The organism is Stenotrophomonas sp. RIT-551, from assembly GCF_026241915.1.
In the GTDB taxonomy this organism is placed as follows: domain Bacteria; phylum Pseudomonadota; class Gammaproteobacteria; order Xanthomonadales; family Xanthomonadaceae; genus Stenotrophomonas; species Stenotrophomonas bentonitica_A.
The window spans coordinates 1-20247 of sequence record NZ_JAPJIU010000017.1; the positions used below are offsets into that span (position 1 = coordinate 1).

Here is a 20247-nt window from a genome sequence, read left to right on the forward strand (position 1 = left end):
GATCTCAACGGTTTCTTCGGCCTGGTGGTCGACAACCTGTCCATCCTCGGCTTCATCGCGATGGCCCTGGTCGGCATTTTCCAGTTCCCCGCGGATGTGGTGTTCGGCCGCATGTTCCCGGGTACCGCCTTCGGCGTGCTGGTTGGCAACGTGCTCTACACCTGGATGGCGCGCCGGCTGGCCGCGCGCACCGGTCGCGATGATGTCACCGCGATGCCGCTTGGCCTGGACGCGCCGACCAGCATCGGCATGGCGCTGCTGGTGCTCGGCCCGGCCTTCCTCGCCTTCAAGGGCCAGGGCCTGGCCCCGCACGATGCGGCCATCGCCACCTGGCAGCTGGGCATGGCCTCGCTGGTGATCATGGGCGTGCTCAAGGTGATCCTGTCGTTCTTTGGCGAGGCGGTGACCCGCGCGCTGCCGCGCGCCTCGCTGCTCGGCTCGATCGCCGGCATCGCGATCGTGCTGATGGGCTTCCTGCCGCTGCTGGAAACGCTGCGCTCGCCGGTCGTCGGCTTCGTCACCCTGGGCCTGCTGCTGTACGTGCTGATCGCCAAGCGCAAACTGCCGATCCGCGCGCCCGGCGTGCTGGTCGCCTTCGTGTTCGGCACGATCCTGTACTACGGACTCGGCCTGGCCGGCCTGGGTGCGCCGGGCTTCAAGGTGCCTGAGTGGGTACCGCCGCAGGTGGTGCTGCCCTGGCCGACACTGGGGTTCATCGATGGCCTGCCGACCGCGATCACCTACCTGCCGCTGCTGCTGCCGTTCGGCCTGCTGATGGTGGTCGGTGGCATCAACGTTTCCGAAAGCGCGCGTGCGGCCGGTGATGATTACCGCACCCGCGACATCCTGCTGGTGGAGGCCGTCGCCACGCTGGTGGCCGGGTTCTGCGGCGGCGTCGCGCAGACCACGCCGTACATCGGCCAGCCGGCCTACAAGCACATGGGCGCGCGCAGCGGTTACACGCTGCTGACCGGCCTGTTCGTGGGCATCGGCGGCATGCTGGGGGTGATTTCCGGGCTGGTGCAGTGGCTGCCGCTGGCCGTGCTGGCGCCGATCATCGTGTACGTGGCGATCGACATCACCACCCAGGCCTTCCAGGCCACGCCGCGCGAGCACGCCGGCGCGATGGTGCTCGGTTTCCTGCCTTCGGTGGCCTACCTGCTGGCGATCAAGGCCCCGGGCTGGATAGCCCCGGAACAGCTCGCGGCGATGACCACTACGCTGGACGGGCATGGCCTGCCGGAGCTGGCGGTGATCTTCACCTTGGGCAACGGCTTCATCATCACCTCGATGCTGTGGATCGCGGCGGTGGTGGCGATGATCGATGGGAAGCTGCTGCGCGCCTCCGGGTTCCTGCTGGTGGCGGCGGTGCTGACCCTGTTCGGCCTGATCCACTCGGTGGATCCGCGCGGTGGCATCTATCTGCCGTGGCAGCTGGAGGGCCTGCCGAAGATCATCAGCTGGCAGTTCACTGGCGCGTACGTGGCGTTGGCCGGGTTGCTGGCGCTGTTGTCGCTGCAGAAGCAGCCTTCAGAACGCGCGTAGCGCTGTAGTGCCGGCCGCTGGCCGGCTGCGTTTCATTGGCTCACGACCAACGGTCGTGAGCTACCGAATGGGGCAGGTCTGCTGCGGAGCCGGCCAGCGGCCGGCACTACCTGCTCACGACCAACGGCCGTGAGCTACCGAATGGGGCGGGTCTGCTGCGGAGCCAGCCAGCCAGCCAGCCAGCGGCCGGCCCGGCATCATTGCTCGCCATCCAGCTCCGGGTAATGCCGGAAGATGCCGTTGGTGTTGAACGCCAGGCGGCGTTCCGAGGCGAGATAGGCGGCGATGTTGGGCCGGGCTTCCACCCGGTCCTTCAGGGCGCGCAGCTGCGGCAGCGTCGGCCAAAGCGCCTGCATGCGGCGCGGGAACATGTACTCCAGCCCGCTCAGCAGCTGGAACAGCGACAGATCGACATAGGAGTGCTCGCGCAGCGGATGACGCCCACCGTTGTGCTTGAGCACGTTTTCGAAGTAACCGAGGAACTTGGGCATGCGCTCGCCGCGCATCGACGCCGCGCGCGCCTTTGCTTCGTGTTTCTGGTCGTCGTAGTACTTCGAGGCCGCGATCGGGTGGTGGGTGTCATGCACCTCGGCCACCAGATCGGCGATGGTCAGCTGCAACTGCAGGGCCTGCTGCCGCCGTGAACTGGCATCGGGCACCAGGCCGAGTTCCGGTCCCAGATGATCCAGGATCGCGCCGACCTGGGCGATCACCTGCCGGCCGGTGCGCAGGAATGGTGGGGCAAACGGCTGCAGGCCCTCGACCTTGCCGTCCAGATACGGCTGCATCACGGCATCGCCGTGGACCCGCGCCATGTCCGTGTAGCCCGCGCCCGCATCCTCCAGCGCCAGCCGCACGAACTCGCCGCGGCCCTGGATGCCGGTCCAGTAATACAGTTCGTAATGCATGCAGCCACTCCGTGCGGAACCGGTGGCCAGCATGGCCCGCGCAGCCGAAAGCAGGCGTGAGCGCAGCGTGGTTCCCGTGCTAGGGTCGAGCGGGGATGTCGATGGGAGCAGGCGATGCGGATGCGGGCGATGGGCGTGTGCGTGGCGATGTTGCCGGCTGCCGTAGCGGCCGACCCGGTGGCCCTGCACGATGGCTTCGGCTACAGCGATGCAGTGCTGCGTGCGGAACTGACGACGCTGCGCGAGATGAGCGGGGTATCCGGTGCACGCCGGCACCTCGGTGCGGCAGGCTATCACCGCGTCCGTGGTGAGCTGGCCGCCTCCAATCGGGCCGCACGCCAGTGCCTGGACGAAACCCGTGATGCGCCGCCTGCGCTGCAGGGGCTGGCCTTCCTGTGTGAATCCACCTTGGCCGGCAATGCGCTGATCGAGGGCGATATCGCTGGATGGGCGAGCCTGATGCTGCGCGTGCGCGAGGACTACCAGCGCACCATCGTGCCGATGCTCAAGCCCGGCGACGAAGTGCCCGATGTCACCCGCCCGGCATTCGCGGCGTTCACCGCCTGGCCGCGCAGTGCGCCGCCCGTTGCCGAGCGCGAGCAGGAGGTGGCGGTGCCGATCCAGTTCAGCAACGAGCTGCCCTCGGTCACGCTTACCCTGCACGGCACGCGCGACGGCCATCCCGTCAGCCAGGAGGCGGCCTTCATCGTCGATACCGGCGCCCCGCGTTCGCACATCACGCGCGCGCTGGCCGAATCGCTGGGCCTGACGGTGACCGAAAACTTCGTGGTCTCACGCATCATCGACGGCGACATCCAGCAGGCGGGGCTGGCTGCACCGATCGATATCGAGCTGGGCGGGCAGCGGGTGCGCGATGTCTCGTTCAACAGCGAAGCCACGCGCGAGCTCAACCTGATCGGCCTGGATGTGCTGCGCGCGCTGGGACGGGTCCGCCTTTCCCGTGACACGCTGACCCTGCTCGGGACGCAGACTCCAGCCGCCTGCACACGGCGGATGGTGTTCACCTCCTCGTTGTGGGGGCCGTTCCAGCAGGCCCGCTACCCGATCCGCGGTCGCGAAAACATGCTCATGCTGGTCGACACCGGTTTCAATGGGGCATTCCAGATGCGTGGTGCGCCGCGTTCGTCGGTGCCGGCCGCCGCAATCCAGCGCAAGAATGTCATCACCACGCGCGGCGCGGAGGACATCGAGTACGCGCCCGCCAGCACGCCATTGCAGGTGGCCGATACGTTGGCGAACATTCCGGTGGATATCGCCTTCCAGCCGCCGGATCTGTTTCCCTCGTCGTGGCGGGTCGGCTACGGCGTCACCGGCGGCTACGACGTGGCCCTGGACCTGCCGGCCGGCATCGGCTGCCTCGTGCCATTGCCGCCGCAACCGCCCCTGCTGGGCCGCCCGCCAGGGGCCTGACGAAGCCTGAATCGGCATCTCATCCACCCTTGAAACACGCCCTCGTAACCGCATCTCAGGGACAGTGCTGGCACGGCCAGCCCCGTTTACATCGAGGACAAGAACATGCGGATGGACAAGCTCACCTCGCGTTTCCAGCAGGCGCTGGCCGACGCGCAGTCGTTGGCCGTGGGCCGCGACCACAACATCATCGAACCGGTACATGTGTTCAGCGCGCTGCTGGACCAGCAGGGTGGCAGCACGCGCCCGCTGCTGGCCCAGGCCGGCGTCAACGTGCCGGTACTGCGCGAACGTTTGAATGAAACCCTGGAGGCCCTGCCCAAGGTCTCCGGGCAGGAAGGCAACCTGTCGATCGGCAACGATCTGAACCGGCTCCTCAACAACACCGACAAGCTGGCCCAGCAGCACGGCGATGCCTTCATCGCCAGTGAGTGGTTCGTGCTGGCCGCGGTCGACGATGGCGGCACCCTGGGCATGGCGCTGCGCGCCGCCGGTGCCGACAGGAAGAAGATCGAAACCGCCATCGACAAGGTGCGCGGCGGCGAGACCGTGCAGTCGGAAAATGCGGAAGACCAGCGCCAGGCGCTGGAGAAATACACCATCGACCTGACCGCGCGCGCAGAGAGCGGCAAGCTGGATCCGGTGATCGGCCGCGATGAGGAGATCCGTCGCACCATCCAGGTCCTGCAGCGCCGCACCAAGAACAACCCGGTGCTGATCGGTGAACCCGGCGTGGGCAAGACCGCCATCGTGGAGGGCCTGGCCCAGCGCATCATCAACGACGAAGTGCCCGAGGGCCTGCGCGGCAAGCGCGTGCTGTCGCTGGACATGGGCGCGCTGATCGCCGGTGCCAAGTTCCGCGGCGAGTTCGAAGAGCGCCTGAAGGGCGTGCTCAACGACCTGGCCAAGAGCGAAGGGCAGGTGATCCTGTTCATCGACGAACTGCACACCATGGTCGGCGCCGGCAAGGCCGACGGCGCGATGGACGCGGGCAACATGCTCAAGCCCGCGCTGGCGCGCGGTGAGCTGCACTGCGTCGGTGCGACCACGCTGGACGAATACCGCAAGTACATCGAGAAGGATGCCGCGCTGGAGCGCCGCTTCCAGAAGGTGCTGGTGGGCGAGCCGAGCGTGGAAGACACCATCGCGATCCTGCGCGGGCTGAAGGAAAAGTACGCCGTGCACCATGGCGTGGAAATCACCGACCCGGCGATCGTCGCGGCGGCCACGCTGTCGCACCGCTACATCGCCGACCGCCAGCTGCCGGACAAGGCCATCGACCTGATGGACGAGGCCGCCTCGCGCATCCGCATGGAGATCGACTCCAAGCCGGAGGAACTGGATCGCCTGGAACGCCGCGTGATCCAGCTCAAGATCCAGCGCGAAATGCTCAAGAAGGAGAAGGACGACGCCTCGCGCCAGCGCCTGGCCGATCTGGAAACCGATATCGATGCACTGGAGCGCGAATTCTCCGACCTCAATGAAATCTGGAAGTCGGAGAAGGCGACGCTGCAGGGTGCCACCCGGATCAAGGAGCAGATCGAACAGGCCAAGCTGGAACTGGAATCGGCGCAGCGGCGCCAGGACTTCGGCCGCATGAGCGAGATCCAGTACGGGCAGCTGCCGCAGCTGGAAAAGCAGCTGGCCGCCGCGCAGGAAGTGGAAACCAGTGAGTTCAAGCTGGTCCAGGACCGGGTGACCGCCGAGGAGATCGCCGAAGTGGTCTCGCGCTGGACCGGCATCCCGGTCAACCGCATGCTCGAAGGCGAGCGCGACAAGCTGCTGCGCATGGAAGAGGTGCTGCACAACCGCGTGGTCGGCCAGGAAGAGGCGATCAAGGTGGTCTCCGATGCGGTGCGGCGTTCGCGTGCGGGCCTGTCCGATCCGGACCGTCCCAGCGGCTCGTTCCTGTTCCTGGGGCCGACCGGCGTGGGCAAGACCGAGCTGTGCAAGTCGTTGGCCGAGTTCCTGTTCGACAGCGCCGACGCGATGATCCGCATCGACATGAGCGAGTTCATGGAGAAGCACAGCGTCGCGCGGCTGATCGGTGCGCCCCCGGGCTACGTGGGCTACGAAGAAGGTGGCTACCTGACCGAAGCGGTGCGTCGCCGCCCGTATTCGCTGATCCTGCTCGATGAGGTGGAGAAGGCGCATCCGGACGTGTTCAACATCCTGCTGCAGGTGCTGGACGATGGCCGCCTCACCGATGGCCAGGGCCGCACGGTGGACTTCCGCAATACCGTCATCGTGATGACCTCCAACCTGGGCTCGCACCAGATCCAGGACATGAGCAGCGATGACAGCCCGGAGGCCTACACGCAGATGAAGGCCGCGGTGATGGGCGTGGTGCAGGCGCACTTCCGCCCGGAATTCATCAACCGCCTGGACGACATCGTGGTGTTCCACCCGCTGGACAAGGTGCAGATCAAGCAGATCGCCCGCATCCAGATGCAGGGCCTGGAAAAGCGCCTGGCCGAACGCGGCCTGCGCATCGAGGTTAGCGACGAGGCCTTCCAGCTGCTGGGCAACGTCGGCTTCGATCCGGTCTATGGTGCGCGTCCGCTCAAGCGTGCGATCCAGTCGCAGCTGGAGAACCCGCTGGCGCAGAAGATCCTGTCCGGCGAGTTCCTCAACGGCGATGTGATCCGGGTCGATGCGGCCGAGGGCAAGCTGGTGTTCGTGAAGGGCTGAGCCCCGCGCGTACCGGCGGCCTGATAACCGCTGGGCCTCACACCATGCATGTTTGGCATGAACCCCCGCTTCGGCGGGGGTTTTTTGTTCGGTATCGTCGGCACTCACCTGGAGGCGATGCGCTATGTCCGAACACGGCAGTCCCGAATCACAGTGGCGCGCGGAGACCATCGCGGTGCATGGCGGTTACCGCCCCGACCCCACCACGCGCGCGGTGGCGGTGCCGATCTACCAGACCGTGGCCTACGCCTTCGATGACACCCAGCACGGCGCGGACCTGTTCGACCTGAAAGTGCCGGGCAACATCTACACCCGCATCATGAACCCGACCACGGACGTGCTCGAGCAGCGCATCGCCGCGCTGGAGGGCGGGATCGGTGCACTGGCACTGGCTTCGGGCCAGGCCGCGATCACCTACGCGATCCAGACCGTCGCCGAGGCGGGCGACAACATCGTCTCGGCCAGTGCCTTGTACGGCGGCACCTACAACCTGTTCGCGCACACGCTGCCGCAGTTCGGGATCGAAACGCGCTTTGCCGACTACCGCGATCCGCAGGCGTTCGGCGCGCTGATCGATGAGCGCACCAAGGCGGTGTTCGTCGAATCCATCGGCAACCCGCGCGGCAACATCACCGACATCGAGGCGGTGGCAAAGATCGCGCATGCGCATGGCGTGCCGCTGATCGTGGACAACACGGTCGCCACGCCCTACCTGCAGCGCTCGTTCGATTTCGGCGCGGACATCGTGGTGCATTCGTTGACCAAGTACCTCGGTGGTCATGGCACCAGCCTGGGCGGGGCGATCGTGGATTCCGGGCGCTTCCCCTGGGCGGAGCACAAGCAGCGCTTCCGCCGCTTGAACGAGCCGGACGTGAGCTACCACGGCGTGGTCTACACCGACGCCCTCGGGCCGGCCGCCTACATCGGCCGCGCGCGGGTGGTCCCGCTGCGCAATACCGGCGCGGCCATCTCACCGTTCAATTCCTTCCTGATCCTGCAGGGCATCGAGACCTTGGCGCTGCGCCTGGACCGGATCAACGCCAACACGCTGGCGGTGGCCGAACACCTTCAGCGCCATCCCAAGGTGGCGTGGGTCAACTACGCCGCGCTGCCCGACCATCCCGAGCACGCGTTGGTGAAGAAGTACCTGCGCGGCCACGGTTCCGGCGTGCTCACCTTCGGCCTGCCCGGTGGCCGCGCGGCCGGCGCGCGCTTCCTGGACGCGCTGCAGCTGTTCACCCGCCTGGTGAACCTGGGCGATGCCAAATCCCTGGCCACGCATCCGGCCTCGACCACCCATCGGCAGCTGGATGCGGCCGAGCTGGAGAAGGCGGGCGTCAGCGAAGACACGGTGCGGCTGTCGGTGGGCATCGAACACATCGACGACCTGCTCGCCGATCTGGAGCAGGCGTTGGCCAAGGCGTAAGGGCAGGACCCATGGCGGCCGGTGCGGGCCGGCCGCCGTGGGGTTTTTCCATGGGGCCATGGGATTCTCCGCCATGGGGTAGAGCCACGCCATGCGTGGCTGCTACTTCTTCCGGCGCCGCAGCCACGCATGGCGTGGCTCTCCCGGCAGGGTTAGGATCGGCTGACGATCGCCCAACTGCGCAAGATCGGCCACGCGCCAAGGTGGGACACGACGCACGCTGAGCGTCACCTAGAGAGGGAGCCCGCCATGCGCCGCATTGCCCAGGTCCGCCAGCGCCACGGTATCGATCGCGTCATCGCCCATCTGCAGGCCTGCCTGCGTGCTGGCGATCCCTTGCCGGATCTGGAAGCGCTGGCCGCGATCGCGCACCAGTCACCGTTCCATTTCCATCGCCTGTACCGCGCGCTGACCGGCGAAACGCCCGGGCGCACCGTGGCGCGCCTGCGCTTGCTGCAGGCGCTGCAGTTGCTCGGCCAGGCGGACAGCCGGGTGACCGAGGTGGCCTTGAACGTCGGTTATGAAAGCCCACAGGCGCTGGCCCGCGCCTGTCGCCAGGCGCTGGATGCCACGCCGAGCAGCCTGCGCGAGGATGCCGGGCTGCGCAGCCACTGGCAGCAGCGGCTGGCGCTGCCGGCGGGCGATCACGCCGACGCGACGGTGCCGTTGCAGGTTACGGTGACCACACTGGACCCCTTCGATGTGGTGGCGCTGCGCACGCAAGGGGCCTTCGATGATCTGGATCAGGCGTTCGGCGAGATCTTCACCTGGGCCGCCGAGCAGGGCTGGGCCGAGCAGCTGCAGCAGCTGATCGGCATCGCCCGGACGGACCACCGCGATGCGCCGGCGCAGGCATGCGTATTCGATTGCGCAATGGGCTTCGGGCGCACGCCGCAGGCGCTACCGACCCCGCTGCGTGCGTTGACGCTGGGCGGCGGCACGTATGCCGTGCTGCGCCATGTGGGCAGTTACGCGGGCCTGGAAGCGGCCACTGATGCCCTGCTACGCGACTGGCTGCCCGACAGTGGTCACACGCTGCGCGATGCAGAGCTGTACTACCACTACCTGGATGACCCCGAACAGGTGCCCGACGCCATCCTGCGCGCCGATATCTGCGTGCCGGTGGGGTAGCGGCGGTCAGACCACCGGAATGCTGTGCTGCTGCCCCATCGTGCGGTACGGCGGGGTGGACATCACCATCTCGGCCAGCGAATAGGCCAGCTCGCGCTCGGCCATGACCGTGCCATCGGCGCCGTGGGCGAGCAGGTGCTTCACCTCGGCATCGCTGTGTGCGCGCGCCAGCAGGGTCAGGCCCGGATTGAGCGCGCGCAGCTTGGCCAGGGTCTCACCGGCTTCCAGCGGCTGCGGAATCGCCAGCACGGCGATCTTGGCGCGCTCGGGGTGTGCTTCGGCCAGCACGCGATCAGAGGCCGCGCTGCCACGGATGCCCGGCAGGCCGGCCGCATGCGCCTCGGCGACGTGCTCCTTGTTGTCGTCGATGATCATCACCGGCACGCCACGGTCGCGCAGGACCTGCGCCAGCGCGCTGCCGACGCGGCCGTAGCCGATCACGATGGCATGGTCGTGCAGGTCCAGCGAGGGGCCGGGCGGCAGCTCGGTCTCCACCGCAGTGGGGGTGGTTTCCTGGTTCTTCAGCAGCCAGCGGTCGAGCAGGCCGAACACCAGCGGGTTGAGCATGATCGAGATCAGCGCGCCGGCCAGTACCAGGGCCTGGCCGGTCGGCGGCAGGATCTTCAGGGTCACGCCGAGGCCGGCGATGATGAAGGCGAACTCGCCGATCTGCGCCAGGCTGGCCGAGATGGTCAGCGCGGTACCCGTGGGATGACCGAAGGCCCGCACGATCAAGAACGCGGCCGCGGACTTGCCGAACATGATGATCGCAGCGGTGGCCAGCACCTGCCACGGGTGCTCGATCAGGATGGCCGGGTTGAACAGCATGCCGACCGAAACGAAGAACAGCACCGCGAACGCATCGCGCAGCGGCAGGGAATCGTTGGCGGCCTTGTGGCTCAGCTCCGATTCGTTGAGCAGCATGCCGGCGAAGAACGCGCCCAGCGCGAAGGAGACGCCGAACAGCATCGCCGAGCCGAATGCCACGCCCAGCGCGATCGCCAGCACGGCCAGGGTGAACAGCTCGCGCGAGCCGGTACCGGCGATGCGCTCCAGGATCCATGGGATCACCCGGCGCCCGACCACCAGCATCACCGCCACGAACAGGCCCAGCTGCACGAAGGTCCAGCCGATGCTGGCCAGCACGCTGCCGACGGTATGGGTTTCATTGGCCGCATCGGGGCCGAACACGCCGGCCAGCACCGGCATCATCACCAGGGCCAGGACGCAGGCCAGGTCTTCCACGATCAGCCAGCCGATCGCGATCTTGCCGCGCGTGGTTTCCAGCAGGCGCCGTTCTTCCATCGCGCGCAGCAGCACCACGGTACTGGCGGTGGCCAGCGAGAAACCGAACACCACGCCGTAGATCACCGGCCAGCCCATCAACGCGGCCAGGCCCCAGCCGAGCAGCGTGGCGACCAGGATCTGGCCGATCGCACCCGGGATGGCGATCGCTTTGACCTCCATCAGGTCTTTCAGCGAGAAATGCAGGCCGACCCCGAACATCAGCAGCATCACGCCGATCTCGGCCAGCTGGTTGGCCAGGGCCTGGTCGGCAACGAAGCCGGGGGTGAACGGGCCTACGCAGATGCCTGCAATCAGATAACCGACCAGGGGAGACAAACGCAGCTTGTTGGCCAGCGCGCCAAAGATGAAGGCGAGCCCAAGGCCAACGGCAACGATGTTGATCAGGTCGGTGTCATGGTGCATCGGGGCTCGCAAAGATGGGGGGTGCCCCGATTTTCACCGATGCGGCCGGTCCGGGCAAACATCCTTGCCCGCAATGCTGCTATGTCCCCGTGGTCAGGTCATGTGCTGTCCGGGACAGCGAAGGCGCGCTGCGATGAATGCGCAGATCCCGGCATTTCGGCGGCCCAAACGCACATGCCCCGGCGGACCGGGGCATGTGCGTTTTTCAGGCGGTGACCGCGATGTTCGGTGGTGCCGGCCAGCGGCCGGCACTACCCTGTTACCACTTGTAGGTCACGCGGCCGTACACGTAGGCACCATTGAACCCGTACGGCGAGTAGTTGCTGTACGGCAGCATGCCCCAGGTGGAGTTCTGCAGGTCCACGGTGCGGTCGGGGTACTCGTCCAGGATGTTGTCCGCACCCAGGGTCAGGGTCCAGTTCTCGCTGGGCTTGTAGCTGGCCGAGGCATCGAGCACCCACGAGGCGTCGTAGGTCTGGTCACGCAGGGCGGTGGCCGAGTTGCGCACGGTGAACGAGCCGTAGCGCGTGGCGGCCAGGCTGAGGTCCCAGCGGTCCGAACGCCACGTGCCGCTGAGAATGGTCTTGTCGCGCGGGTAGCTGTCTTCGATGCGGCCGATCTCATCGCGGCCGATCAGCGACTGGGTGATGCCCAGCGCGCCGAACACCGCCGGCGAGGCGATGAACTTCTTCACCTCGGTCTCGTTGTAGCTGTAGGCCGCGGTCAGTTCCAGCGAACTGGCGGCGAAGGGGATGGTGTAGCTGGAGACCGCATCCACGCCGCGGGTGCGGGTGTCCACGCCGTTGGTGAAGTAGGAGAACGCCGTGACGCCCGGCAGCCCCAGGTTGGACAGCAGCGCATTGGCGGCGTCATTGGTGGTGATGTTGGTGGACAGCACGATGCGGTCATCGATGTCGATCTGGTACGCATCCACGGTCAGGTACAGCCGGTCCACCGGCTGCAGCACCAGGCCCAGGCTGTAGGAGGTCGAGCTCTCGGCCTTCAGCGGGCTGGCGCCCAGCGCCTGCGCGGCCGGGCTGGTGGTCGGGAAGGTGCCGCGTTCGACGAACACGCCGTTGACGATCGTGCTGGTCACCGCCTGGTAGCTCTGCTGGGCCAGCGACGGCGCGCGGAAGCCGCTGGACGCCGTGGCGCGCAGGGCGACCTTGTCGGTGAAGGCATAGCGGGCGGAGAGCTTGCCGGAGAACTTGTCGCCGAAGTCCGAGTAGTCCTCGTAGCGGCCGGTGACACCGGCGGAGAACTTGTCGCTGAGGTCGGCTTCCAGGCCAGCGTAGACGGCGTAGTTGTCGCGGTCGGCGTCCACGGCATTGAGCGGGGTGAAGCCGCCGAAGCCCTGCGCACCGCTGCCGGTGTAGGAATTCAGTTCACCGGCCGATTGCTCCCACTTCTCCTTGCGGTACTCACCGCCGAAGGACAGCGTGACCGGGTAGGCCAGGCCCCAGTCCAGGGTCTTGGTCACATCGGCATTGACGATGTTCTGGGTGTACTCCAGCGCGCCGTCGTAGAACGAGCGCGGGCTGTTTACGCCGAGCGCGTAGTTGATGCTGTTGCGGGTGTGGAAATCGATCTTGTTGGCGCCGTAGTTGTAGCTGACATCCCAGTTCCAGCCGCTGTCCGTATCGCCCTTGACGCCGGCGACCAGCGAGCGGTCCTTGGAGTACTGGTTGATCTCCGGCACGAAGCCATCCGGGTAGGTCTGCGCCAGCAGCGCGCCCTGGCTGAGGTGGTTGCGCGAGCGGTAGAACGCGAACGAGGTGATGTCACGGTTGCTGGCCATCGCCGTGGCGTAGGCCGAGACGTGGTCGCTGAACTGGAAGCTGGCGTTGGCCGAGGCGGCGGTCGCATCCACCTGCGGATCGCCGACCACGAAGGTGGTCTGGCCGATGCTGGGGAAGTTGCTCGTGTTCGGCGTGGTGCCCTGGTAGGGACCGGCGCGGTTGCTTTCGTCCTGCTGGATGATCTGGCCGGCCACGTGCACGCTGCCACGGCCGTCGGCGAAGCCGATGCCGGTATCGCCGGAGAGCTGGTACTTGTTGCCGTCACCGGCCGAGTACTGGCCGGCATCCAGCGCCAGACTGCCGCCGGAGGACGAGCCCTTGAGCACGATGTTGATCACGCCGGCGATGGCGTCCGAGCCGTACTGCGCCGAGGCGCCGTCGCGCAGCACTTCCACGCGCTCGATCGAGGCGATCGGAATCGCGTTGATGTCCACCGCCGAGGAGCCGCGGCCGATGCTGCCGTTGACGTTGATCTGGGCCGAGGTGTGGCGGCGCTTGCCGTTGACCAGCACCAGCACCTGGTCCGGGGAGAGGCCGCGCAGCTGCGCCGGCCGGATGCCGCTGGTGCCGTCGGTCAGGGCCGGGCGCGGGAAGTTCAGCGAGGGCAGGGCGCGGGCCAGGGCCGTGGCCAGTTCGGTGGTGCCGGTGGACTGCAGCGCCTCGGGGGTGATGATGTCGATCGGCGACTGCGACTCGGCCACGGTGCGGTCGGCCACGCGGGTGCCGGTGACGATGATGGTGTCCAAGGTGTTGGCCGCCGTGCGGGCGGGCGCATCCTGGGCGGTAGCGGCGAAGCTGGACATACCGAGCGCGACAGCTACGGCGGCGGCGAGCGTACTGGTCTTGCGGTTCATCAGGATGTGGCTCCGGTAGTGGCGGTGCTGCACCAAAGCGACATCACGACATCGAGGATCGGGTCTGCGAAGGCGGTTGTTGCGGTGCGCAATAGACGGATTAACGGGATATTCATCGCTTGTCAAATGTTTGCCGTTTTCGCAAAAAACGTTGCAGCAGCAACCATTTACGTGAGGCGGGGGATTCGACAGGAGGGTCCCGGGGAAGCGCGGGCAGGATCGTGGGAGAGAGAAACGAGGCCTGCCGCGCATCCCGGGGCCCGTCAAGTATTCGTTAACGCTAGAATTACGTCGCAGGAAAGGTGCTCACGAGCACATTCCATTCCGTTATATGGACCCCCAAGATGATTTCCCTTCGTAACTTCGCCTTGCGCCGTGGCGAGCGGCTGCTGTTGTCCAATGTCGACCTGACCCTGCACGCGGGGTACCGCGTGGGCGTGGTCGGCCGCAACGGGGCCGGCAAGTCCAGCCTGTTCGCCGCCGTGAAGGGTGAGCTGGAGGCGGACAAGGGCGACGTCGATCTGCCCGGCAAGATCCGCATCGCCAGCGTGGCCCAGGAAACCCCGTCGCTGCCCGACCCGGCGCTGCAGTTCGTGCTGGAAGGCGACACCGAGGTGGCCGCCGTCATGCGTGAAGAGGCTGCGGCCGCGGCACGTGAAGACTGGGAAGCCGTTGCCACCGCCCACCAGCGCATGGCCGAGATCGGCGCCTATGACGCCGAAGCGCGCGCCGGCAAGCTGCTGCATGGCCTGGGCTTCCCGGCCGAGACGCACTCGCGTGCGGTCTCCTCGTTCTCCGGCGGCTGGCGCGTGCGCCTGAACCTGGCACGCGCGCTGATGATGCCCAGCGACCTGCTGCTGCTGGACGAACCGACCAACCATCTGGATCTGGACGCGGTGTTCTGGCTGGAGCAGTGGCTGCTCAAGTACCCGGGCACCCTGCTGCTGATCTCGCATGACCGCGAGTTCCTGGACAACGTGGCCACCCACACCCTGCACCTGCACGGTGGCGGCGCCAAGCTGTACGTTGGCGGTTACACCGATTTCGAGCGCCAGCGCGCCGAACAGCTGCGCCAGCAGCAGCTCGCCCACGAGAAGGAACAGGCCGAGCGCGCGCATCTGCAGAGCTTCATCGACCGCTTCAAGGCGCAGGCCAGCAAGGCCGCCCAGGCGCAGAGCCGCATGAAGCGCCTGGCCAAGCTGGCCGGCACCGAGGCCGTGCGCGCCGAGCGCGAATTCCGCATCGAATTCGCCCCGCCGGCCAAGCTGCCGTTCTCGCTGATCCGCCTGAACCATGTCGAGGCCGGTTACGGCGCCGATTCGGTGATCCTGCACAACGTGGGCTTCGGCCTGGAGGCGGGCCAGCGCATCGGTCTGCTCGGCCCGAACGGCGCCGGCAAGACCACGCTGGTGAAGACCCTGGTGGGTGAGCTGGACCCGATCAGTGGCGAGCGTGCCGCGCATCCGGACCTGCGCATCGGTTACTTCGCCCAGCACACGGTGGAATCGCTGCACGAAGGGCAGTCGCCGATGGAGCACTTCCGCGACCTCGCCCCGGACGCGCCGAACCAGTCCTTCCGCGATTTCCTCGGCAAGTGGAACTTTGCCGGTGACCGCGCCTTCGAACCGGTGGATGGCTTCTCCGGTGGCGAACGCGCGCGCCTGGCGTTGGCATTGATCGCCTACCAGCAGCCCAACGTGCTGCTGCTCGACGAACCGACCAACCATCTGGACCTGGAAATGCGCGAAGCGCTGGCTGAAGCGCTGGCCGACTTCGAAGGCGCGATCGTGATGGTCTCGCATGACCGCCATCTGATCGGCCTGGTCTGCGATACCTTCTGGCGCGTGGCCGATGGCGTGGTCGAGCCGTTCGATGGCGACCTGGATGCGTATGCGGCCTGGCTGCGTTCGCGTCCCGCCGCGCAGGGCACCAAGCACAAACTCGCCGCGGCCGCCCCGGAGCCGGCACCGCCGACCCCGCCGCTGCCCGCGCGCAAGCCGGCCAACCCGCACAAGCTGGCCGCCGCCGAAGCCAAGGTCGGCGAGCTGGAAGCGCTGCTGGCCGATCTGGACCGCCAGCTGGCCGATCCGTCGAACTACGCCGATGCGACCCGCATGGCCGTGCTCGGGCGTGATCGCGAAGCCACTGCCACCCTGCTCAGCAAGGCCGAGCAGACGTGGATGGAGTTGCTGGACGCCTGATCGGGGCGGGCGATGCGGCACGCTGGTCGTGCCGCATCCCGTATGGATCCACGCCATGCGTGGATGAGGTGCGTTCCGACGTTCGGCCATCCGCGCATGGCGTGGATCTACCCGGCGTCCAGCCATTCCCGGAACCGCCGCGCCGCATCACTCTCGGCGCGCGAGCGAAGCCGCGTCAGCCAGTACCGCCCCAGCTCCAGCGTCTGCGCGAAGGGCTGGATCAGGCGGCCGTGGGCCAGATCCTGCTCGAACATCTTCAACGGCAACAGCGCCACGCCGGCGCCTGCGGCGGCGGCACTGGCCAGGGTCAGTGACGAATCAAACACGGGGCCGCGGGCGTCCAGTTCCGGCGCGCCTGCCGCCTGCAACCAGCGCGGCCATTCGTCGCTGCGATAGGAGCGCAACAACGGCACCGTGGCCAGATCGCGGGGATGCCGCAGCGAGCGGGCCAAGGCCGGTGCGCACAGTGGCGCGAAAGGAGCATCCAGCACGGCATCGCTGACCTGCCCCTGCCAATCGCCATCGCCGAACCGGATCGCCAGGTCCAGCCCTTCACCGGCCAGATCGATGCGGTTGTTGTGGGTCTGCAGGCGCAGCTCGATATCCGGATGGCGCGCATTGAAATCCCCCAGGCGCGGCAGCAGCCAGCCGGTGGCGAAGGTGCCGACCACCCCCACGCTCAGCACCTCGCGGAAATGCCCGCCGACGAACCGGTCCAGGCTCACCGCGATACGGTCGAAGGCCTCGTTGAGCACCGGATACAGGCGCGCGCCTTCGTCGGTCAGTGCGACGCCACGCGGCAGGCGGGTGAAAAGCGACACCCCGAGCCGGTCCTCCAGTGCCCGGATCTGATGGCTCAGCGCAGCCTGGCTGACGCACAGCTCCAGCGCGGCGCGGGTGAAGTTCTGGTGCCGGGCAGCGGCCTCGAAGGCGCGCAGGGCATTGAGCGGCAGCTGGGGGCGGAGCATGGGCGAGCCGTGAGCAGGGGTGATGCATCATCGCACCGCGGGGCGGTGCCAGCACGCCAATCGCCACGGATACACCAGATTTCGTGGGGTTGGGAGGCGTGTTTCAGTCGGTGGTATTAGGTGAGCTGATGGCTCCCGATGAAAATCCTCGCTGGTGGCCGGCGCGCAATCTGCCAATACTCGGGCCTTCACCAAGGAGAACCCCATGATCGCTCGACGACAGTTCCTGCAATGGACTGGCGCGGCCGCCGCCTCGGCGCTGGCCGCCACCGCCTTGGCCAAGACCGCGCTGCCCTCGCCGAAACCCGCCGTCGCAGCGAAGGACTTCGCGGCGCTGGAAGTGGCGAGCGGGGGCCGCCTGGGCGTGACCCTGCTCAACACCGGCACTGGCTGGCGTACCGGCAACCGGCAGGACGAACGTTTCCCGATGTGCAGTACGTTCAAGTTCGTATTGTCCGCGGCGGTCCTGCATCTTGCCGACCAGGGCACGCTCCCGCTGGACCGGCGCATCCCCGTGCGCCAGCAGGACATGCTCTCGCATGCGCCGGTGACGACGCGACACATCGGCAAGGATGTCACCGTGCGCGACCTGTGCCGGGCAACGATGATCACCAGCGACAACCCTGCCGCGAACCTGCTGCTGGGGGTGGTCGGCGGACCGGCCGGGGTGACCGCGTTCCTGCGTGCCAATGGCGATGCGGTGACCCGCAATGATCGGCTCGAGCCGGAGATGAACCGCTTCACTCCCGGCGACCCGCGCGATACCACCAGCCCGGCCGCGATGGCGGCCAGCCTGCAGCGCTTCGTGCTCGGTGATGTGCTGAAGCCTGCCTCGCGGCAGCAGCTGGCGGATTGGCTGATCGACAACGAGACCGGCGATGCGCGGCTGCGTGCCGGGTTGTCCAAGGCGTGGCGGGTGGGCGACAAGACCGGCAGCAACGGCGAGGACACCACCAACGACATCGCCATCCTGTGGCCGCTCACCGGCGGTGCGCCGTGGGTGCTGACCAGCTACCTGCAGGGCGCGACGGTGGACGATGCCGGCCGCAACGATGTGCTGCGGCAGGTGGCCGTGATCGCCGAAGGCATCATGCAGAAAGCCGGGTAGGCGATACCGCCCGGGAGGCGCCGACCTTTGGTCGGCGCGAACAGGGCAGGCACCGACCGTTGGTCGGTGCGCACGCCGTAGTGCCGGCCGCTGGCCGGCAACCCATGAAACCGGCATCGCCCGCAGCCGGCACCGCTTGGAGCCGGCCAGCGGCCGGCACTACCGTTCCCGCGTCAGCCTTCGGATTGGCTGGTGCGCACGGCCTCCAGGAACTCCCGGCCCCAGCGATCCACGTCGTAGTACTCCACGCTGCCGAACAGCTGGCGCATGCGTCCGGTGGCTTCCTCGTCGGGCATCGACAAGGCCTGCAGCAGGCCGGCGGTGAGGTCGGCCGGGTCATGCGGATTGGTCAGCACCGCGCCCTTCAACTCGGCCGCCGCCCCGGCGAATTCACTGAGCACCAGCACGCCGTTGCTGCCCTCGATCCCCTGCGTGGCCACGAACTCCTTGGACACCAGGTTCAAGCCATCACGCAGCGGGGTGATCCACATCACCTGCGCGGCGGCGTAATGGGCCACCACTTCTTCGAACGGCAGCGCCTGGGCGAAGAACCGCACCGGGGTCCAGTCCAGCCGCGAGAAGCGCCCGTTGATCCGCCCCACCGCCTGCTCGATCTGGTTCTGCAGCGTGCGGTAGATGGTCATCTCGCGCGCGGCCGGCACGCAGATCATCAGCAGGGTGACCTTGCCCTGGCGGTCCGGGTGCTGTTCCAGCAGGCGCTCGAACGCCTCCAGCTTGGCCAGCGTCCCCTTGGTGTAATCCAGGCGCTCCACCGAGAGCACCAGCTTGCGCGCGCCGATCTCGCGGCGCAGCTTGAAGATGTCGTTGCGCACGTCACTGCGTGCGAGCACGTTGTGGATGCGGCGCAGGTCGGTGCCCACCGGATGTGCACCCAGAGCGACTTCGCGATCGCCCACACGCAGGCGCGTGGTCATCGTGTCCAGGCCAACCGCGCACCCGTAGGTGAGGAAGCGCGGGGCGCAGCTTTCCCACGCCAGGCGCTCGGCCGGCATCGCACCGCGGACCACGTCCACGAAGTTCTCCACCTGGCGCGGAATGTGGAAGCCGATGTAATCGCAGCTGAGCAGGCTGCCGATGATCTCGCGGCGCCACGGCACCACGTTGAACACATCGGCCGAGGGGAAGTAGGTGTGGTGGAAGAAAGCGATCTTCAGGTCCGGGCGCAGCTCGCGCAGCGTGGCCGGCACCATCCACAGGTTGTAGTCGTGGATCCACACCGTCGCGCCATGCGCGGCCTCTGCGGCAGTGGCCTCGGCGAACTTGCGGTTGACCTTCAGGAACACCTGCCAATCTTCCTCGCGGAACTTGGCGCGCTCCCAGAACACATGCAGCATCGGCCAGAACGCTTCCTTGGAAAAGCGCTTGTAGAAGATGTCCACTTCCTGCTTGCTCAGCGGCACGCGCGCGGCGGTCAGGGTCGGGTAGCGCTCGGCATCCACCGGCAGGTGGGTCTGGAACGGGCCGCGCTTGGGCTCATCGATGCCCCAGGCCACCCAGGAGCCTTTCTGGCCGCCTTCGAAGAAGCTCAGCAGCGAGGGAATGATGCCGTTCGGCGAGCGCGGCGGACGCTGCACCAGCACGCCGTCTTCCATGACTTCATCGAAGGGCAGGCGGTGGTAGACCATCACCAGGTCCGCCCCGTCTGCGCGTGCCTGCGCCGGCGGGCGCAGGAAGGGATCGTCATCGGCAAGCAGGTGGAAATGTTCGATCGCTTCGAGAATGCCGCCACACCCCGGTGCCTGCGCGTGGAAGGTGTGGTCCAGGTCGGCGGTGGCGGCGGTCAGTGCCGGCTCGGAATCGCCGACGCACACCCCGCGGAAACCTGAGGTGTACATCGACAGGTCGTTGAGGGTGTCACCGGCCACCAGGATGCGGTCGCGCGGCAGTTCCAGCAGGCGCGCAAGCGCGGCCAGGGTGCGGCCCTTGTCGGTATCCGGCGGCAGGATGTCCAGATAGCGGTCGGCCGAATACAGCACATCGCAGCCCAGCGCCTGTGCGGCCGCCTGGATCTGCGAGCGCAGTGGCGCCAGCGTGTCGGGATCACAGAAGTAGGAGCAGCGGCGTTCCTGCGGCACATCCTGGCGCTGCAGCGCGGTGAACGGACGCATCGCCGCGGCGACCACCTGCTCACCCGGCCAGTGCGCGTCGATCATCGATTGCAGGGGCTGCAGCGGCTGCAGGGTGTGGCCATCGACGACGGTGGCGCCGACATCGCAGACCACGTAGTCCGGGCGCGGAATGGCCGGATCGGAGAGCAGGGGCATCACCGCTTCCAGGCCGCGGCCGGTGATGAAGATCAGGCGGATGCCGGGGTGCTGGTCGACCAGCCGGTAGAGCCGATGGCGCGCGGCGGCATCGCCGGCGAGGAAGGTGCCATCCAGATCGGTGGCAAGGATCAGTTGCGGTGCCGGCGGCGCCGGCGGTGTACGGGTTGGAGTGAGGGAGGTCGGTGTC

12 protein-coding genes are annotated in these 20247 nt (G+C 67.4%); 7 read left to right on the forward strand and 5 right to left on the reverse strand.

What is annotated here, in order from left to right; genetic code table 11:
• On the forward strand, positions 1 to 1545 hold a 1545-nt coding region (locus tag ORK51_RS15870; RefSeq protein WP_266085758.1), incomplete at its 5' end, for a SulP family inorganic anion transporter.
• Positions 1546 to 1742: 197 nt separating this feature from the next.
• On the opposite strand, the gene ORK51_RS15875 is transcribed toward ORK51_RS15870, so the two are convergent.
• Positions 1743 to 2453, reverse strand: a complete 711-nt coding sequence (locus tag ORK51_RS15875) for a glutathione S-transferase (RefSeq protein ID WP_261997197.1) — start codon at positions 2451 to 2453, stop codon at positions 1743 to 1745.
• Positions 2454 to 2567: 114 nt separating this feature from the next.
• Here ORK51_RS15875 and ORK51_RS15880 point away from each other — a divergent pair, with 114 nt between their 5' ends.
• From ORK51_RS15880 to ORK51_RS15895, 4 genes are all read left to right on the forward strand, one after another.
• The gene (locus ORK51_RS15880) at positions 2568 to 3884 is read left to right on the forward strand and encodes a retropepsin-like aspartic protease (RefSeq protein ID WP_266085760.1); all 1317 of its coding nucleotides are present in this window, start codon (positions 2568 to 2570) and stop codon (positions 3882 to 3884) included.
• 105 nt (positions 3885 to 3989) lie between these two features.
• Positions 3990 to 6575, forward strand: coding sequence for an ATP-dependent chaperone ClpB (clpB, locus tag ORK51_RS15885; protein WP_046273851.1), 2586 nt, complete (start codon positions 3990 to 3992; stop codon positions 6573 to 6575).
• A 124-nt stretch (positions 6576 to 6699) separates the two neighbouring features.
• Positions 6700 to 8001: an O-acetylhomoserine aminocarboxypropyltransferase/cysteine synthase family protein gene (locus ORK51_RS15890; RefSeq protein ID WP_266085763.1), complete on the forward strand. Its 1302-nt coding sequence runs from the start codon at positions 6700 to 6702 to the stop codon at positions 7999 to 8001.
• Between the two features lie 249 nt (positions 8002 to 8250).
• Positions 8251 to 9132, forward strand: coding sequence for an AraC family transcriptional regulator (locus ORK51_RS15895; protein ID WP_266085765.1), 882 nt, complete (start codon positions 8251 to 8253; stop codon positions 9130 to 9132).
• 6 nt (positions 9133 to 9138) lie between these two features.
• Here ORK51_RS15895 and ybaL read toward each other — a convergent pair whose 3' ends face one another.
• The gene (ybaL, locus tag ORK51_RS15900) at positions 9139 to 10842 is read right to left on the reverse strand and encodes a YbaL family putative K(+) efflux transporter (RefSeq protein ID WP_266085767.1); all 1704 of its coding nucleotides are present in this window, start codon (positions 10840 to 10842) and stop codon (positions 9139 to 9141) included.
• A gap of 259 nt (positions 10843 to 11101) precedes the next feature.
• Positions 11102 to 13495 (reverse strand): TonB-dependent receptor plug domain-containing protein, encoded by a 2394-nt coding sequence (locus ORK51_RS15905; protein WP_266085769.1) that lies wholly within the window; start codon positions 13493 to 13495, stop codon positions 11102 to 11104.
• A 344-nt stretch (positions 13496 to 13839) separates the two neighbouring features.
• Between ORK51_RS15905 and ORK51_RS15910 the strand changes: the two genes are divergently transcribed.
• Complete coding sequence (locus ORK51_RS15910) at positions 13840 to 15696, forward strand: ABC-F family ATP-binding cassette domain-containing protein (protein ID WP_019186132.1); 1857 nt, start codon at positions 13840 to 13842, stop codon at positions 15694 to 15696.
• Between the two features lie 107 nt (positions 15697 to 15803).
• On the opposite strand, the gene ORK51_RS15915 is transcribed toward ORK51_RS15910, so the two are convergent.
• Positions 15804 to 16664 (reverse strand): LysR family transcriptional regulator, encoded by an 861-nt coding sequence (locus ORK51_RS15915; RefSeq protein ID WP_266085772.1) that lies wholly within the window; start codon positions 16662 to 16664, stop codon positions 15804 to 15806.
• A 205-nt stretch (positions 16665 to 16869) separates the two neighbouring features.
• On the opposite strand from ORK51_RS15915, the gene blaL2 reads away from it, so the two are divergent.
• The gene (gene blaL2, locus ORK51_RS15920) at positions 16870 to 17772 is read left to right on the forward strand and encodes a L2 family extended-spectrum class A beta-lactamase (RefSeq protein WP_266085774.1); all 903 of its coding nucleotides are present in this window, start codon (positions 16870 to 16872) and stop codon (positions 17770 to 17772) included.
• Between the two features lie 173 nt (positions 17773 to 17945).
• Here blaL2 and ggpS read toward each other — a convergent pair whose 3' ends face one another.
• On the reverse strand, positions 17946 to 20192 hold the full coding sequence (gene ggpS / locus ORK51_RS15925; RefSeq protein ID WP_026070239.1) for a glucosylglycerol-phosphate synthase: 2247 nt from the start codon (positions 20190 to 20192) through the stop codon (positions 17946 to 17948).
• Between the last annotated feature and the right edge of the window lie 55 nt (positions 20193 to 20247).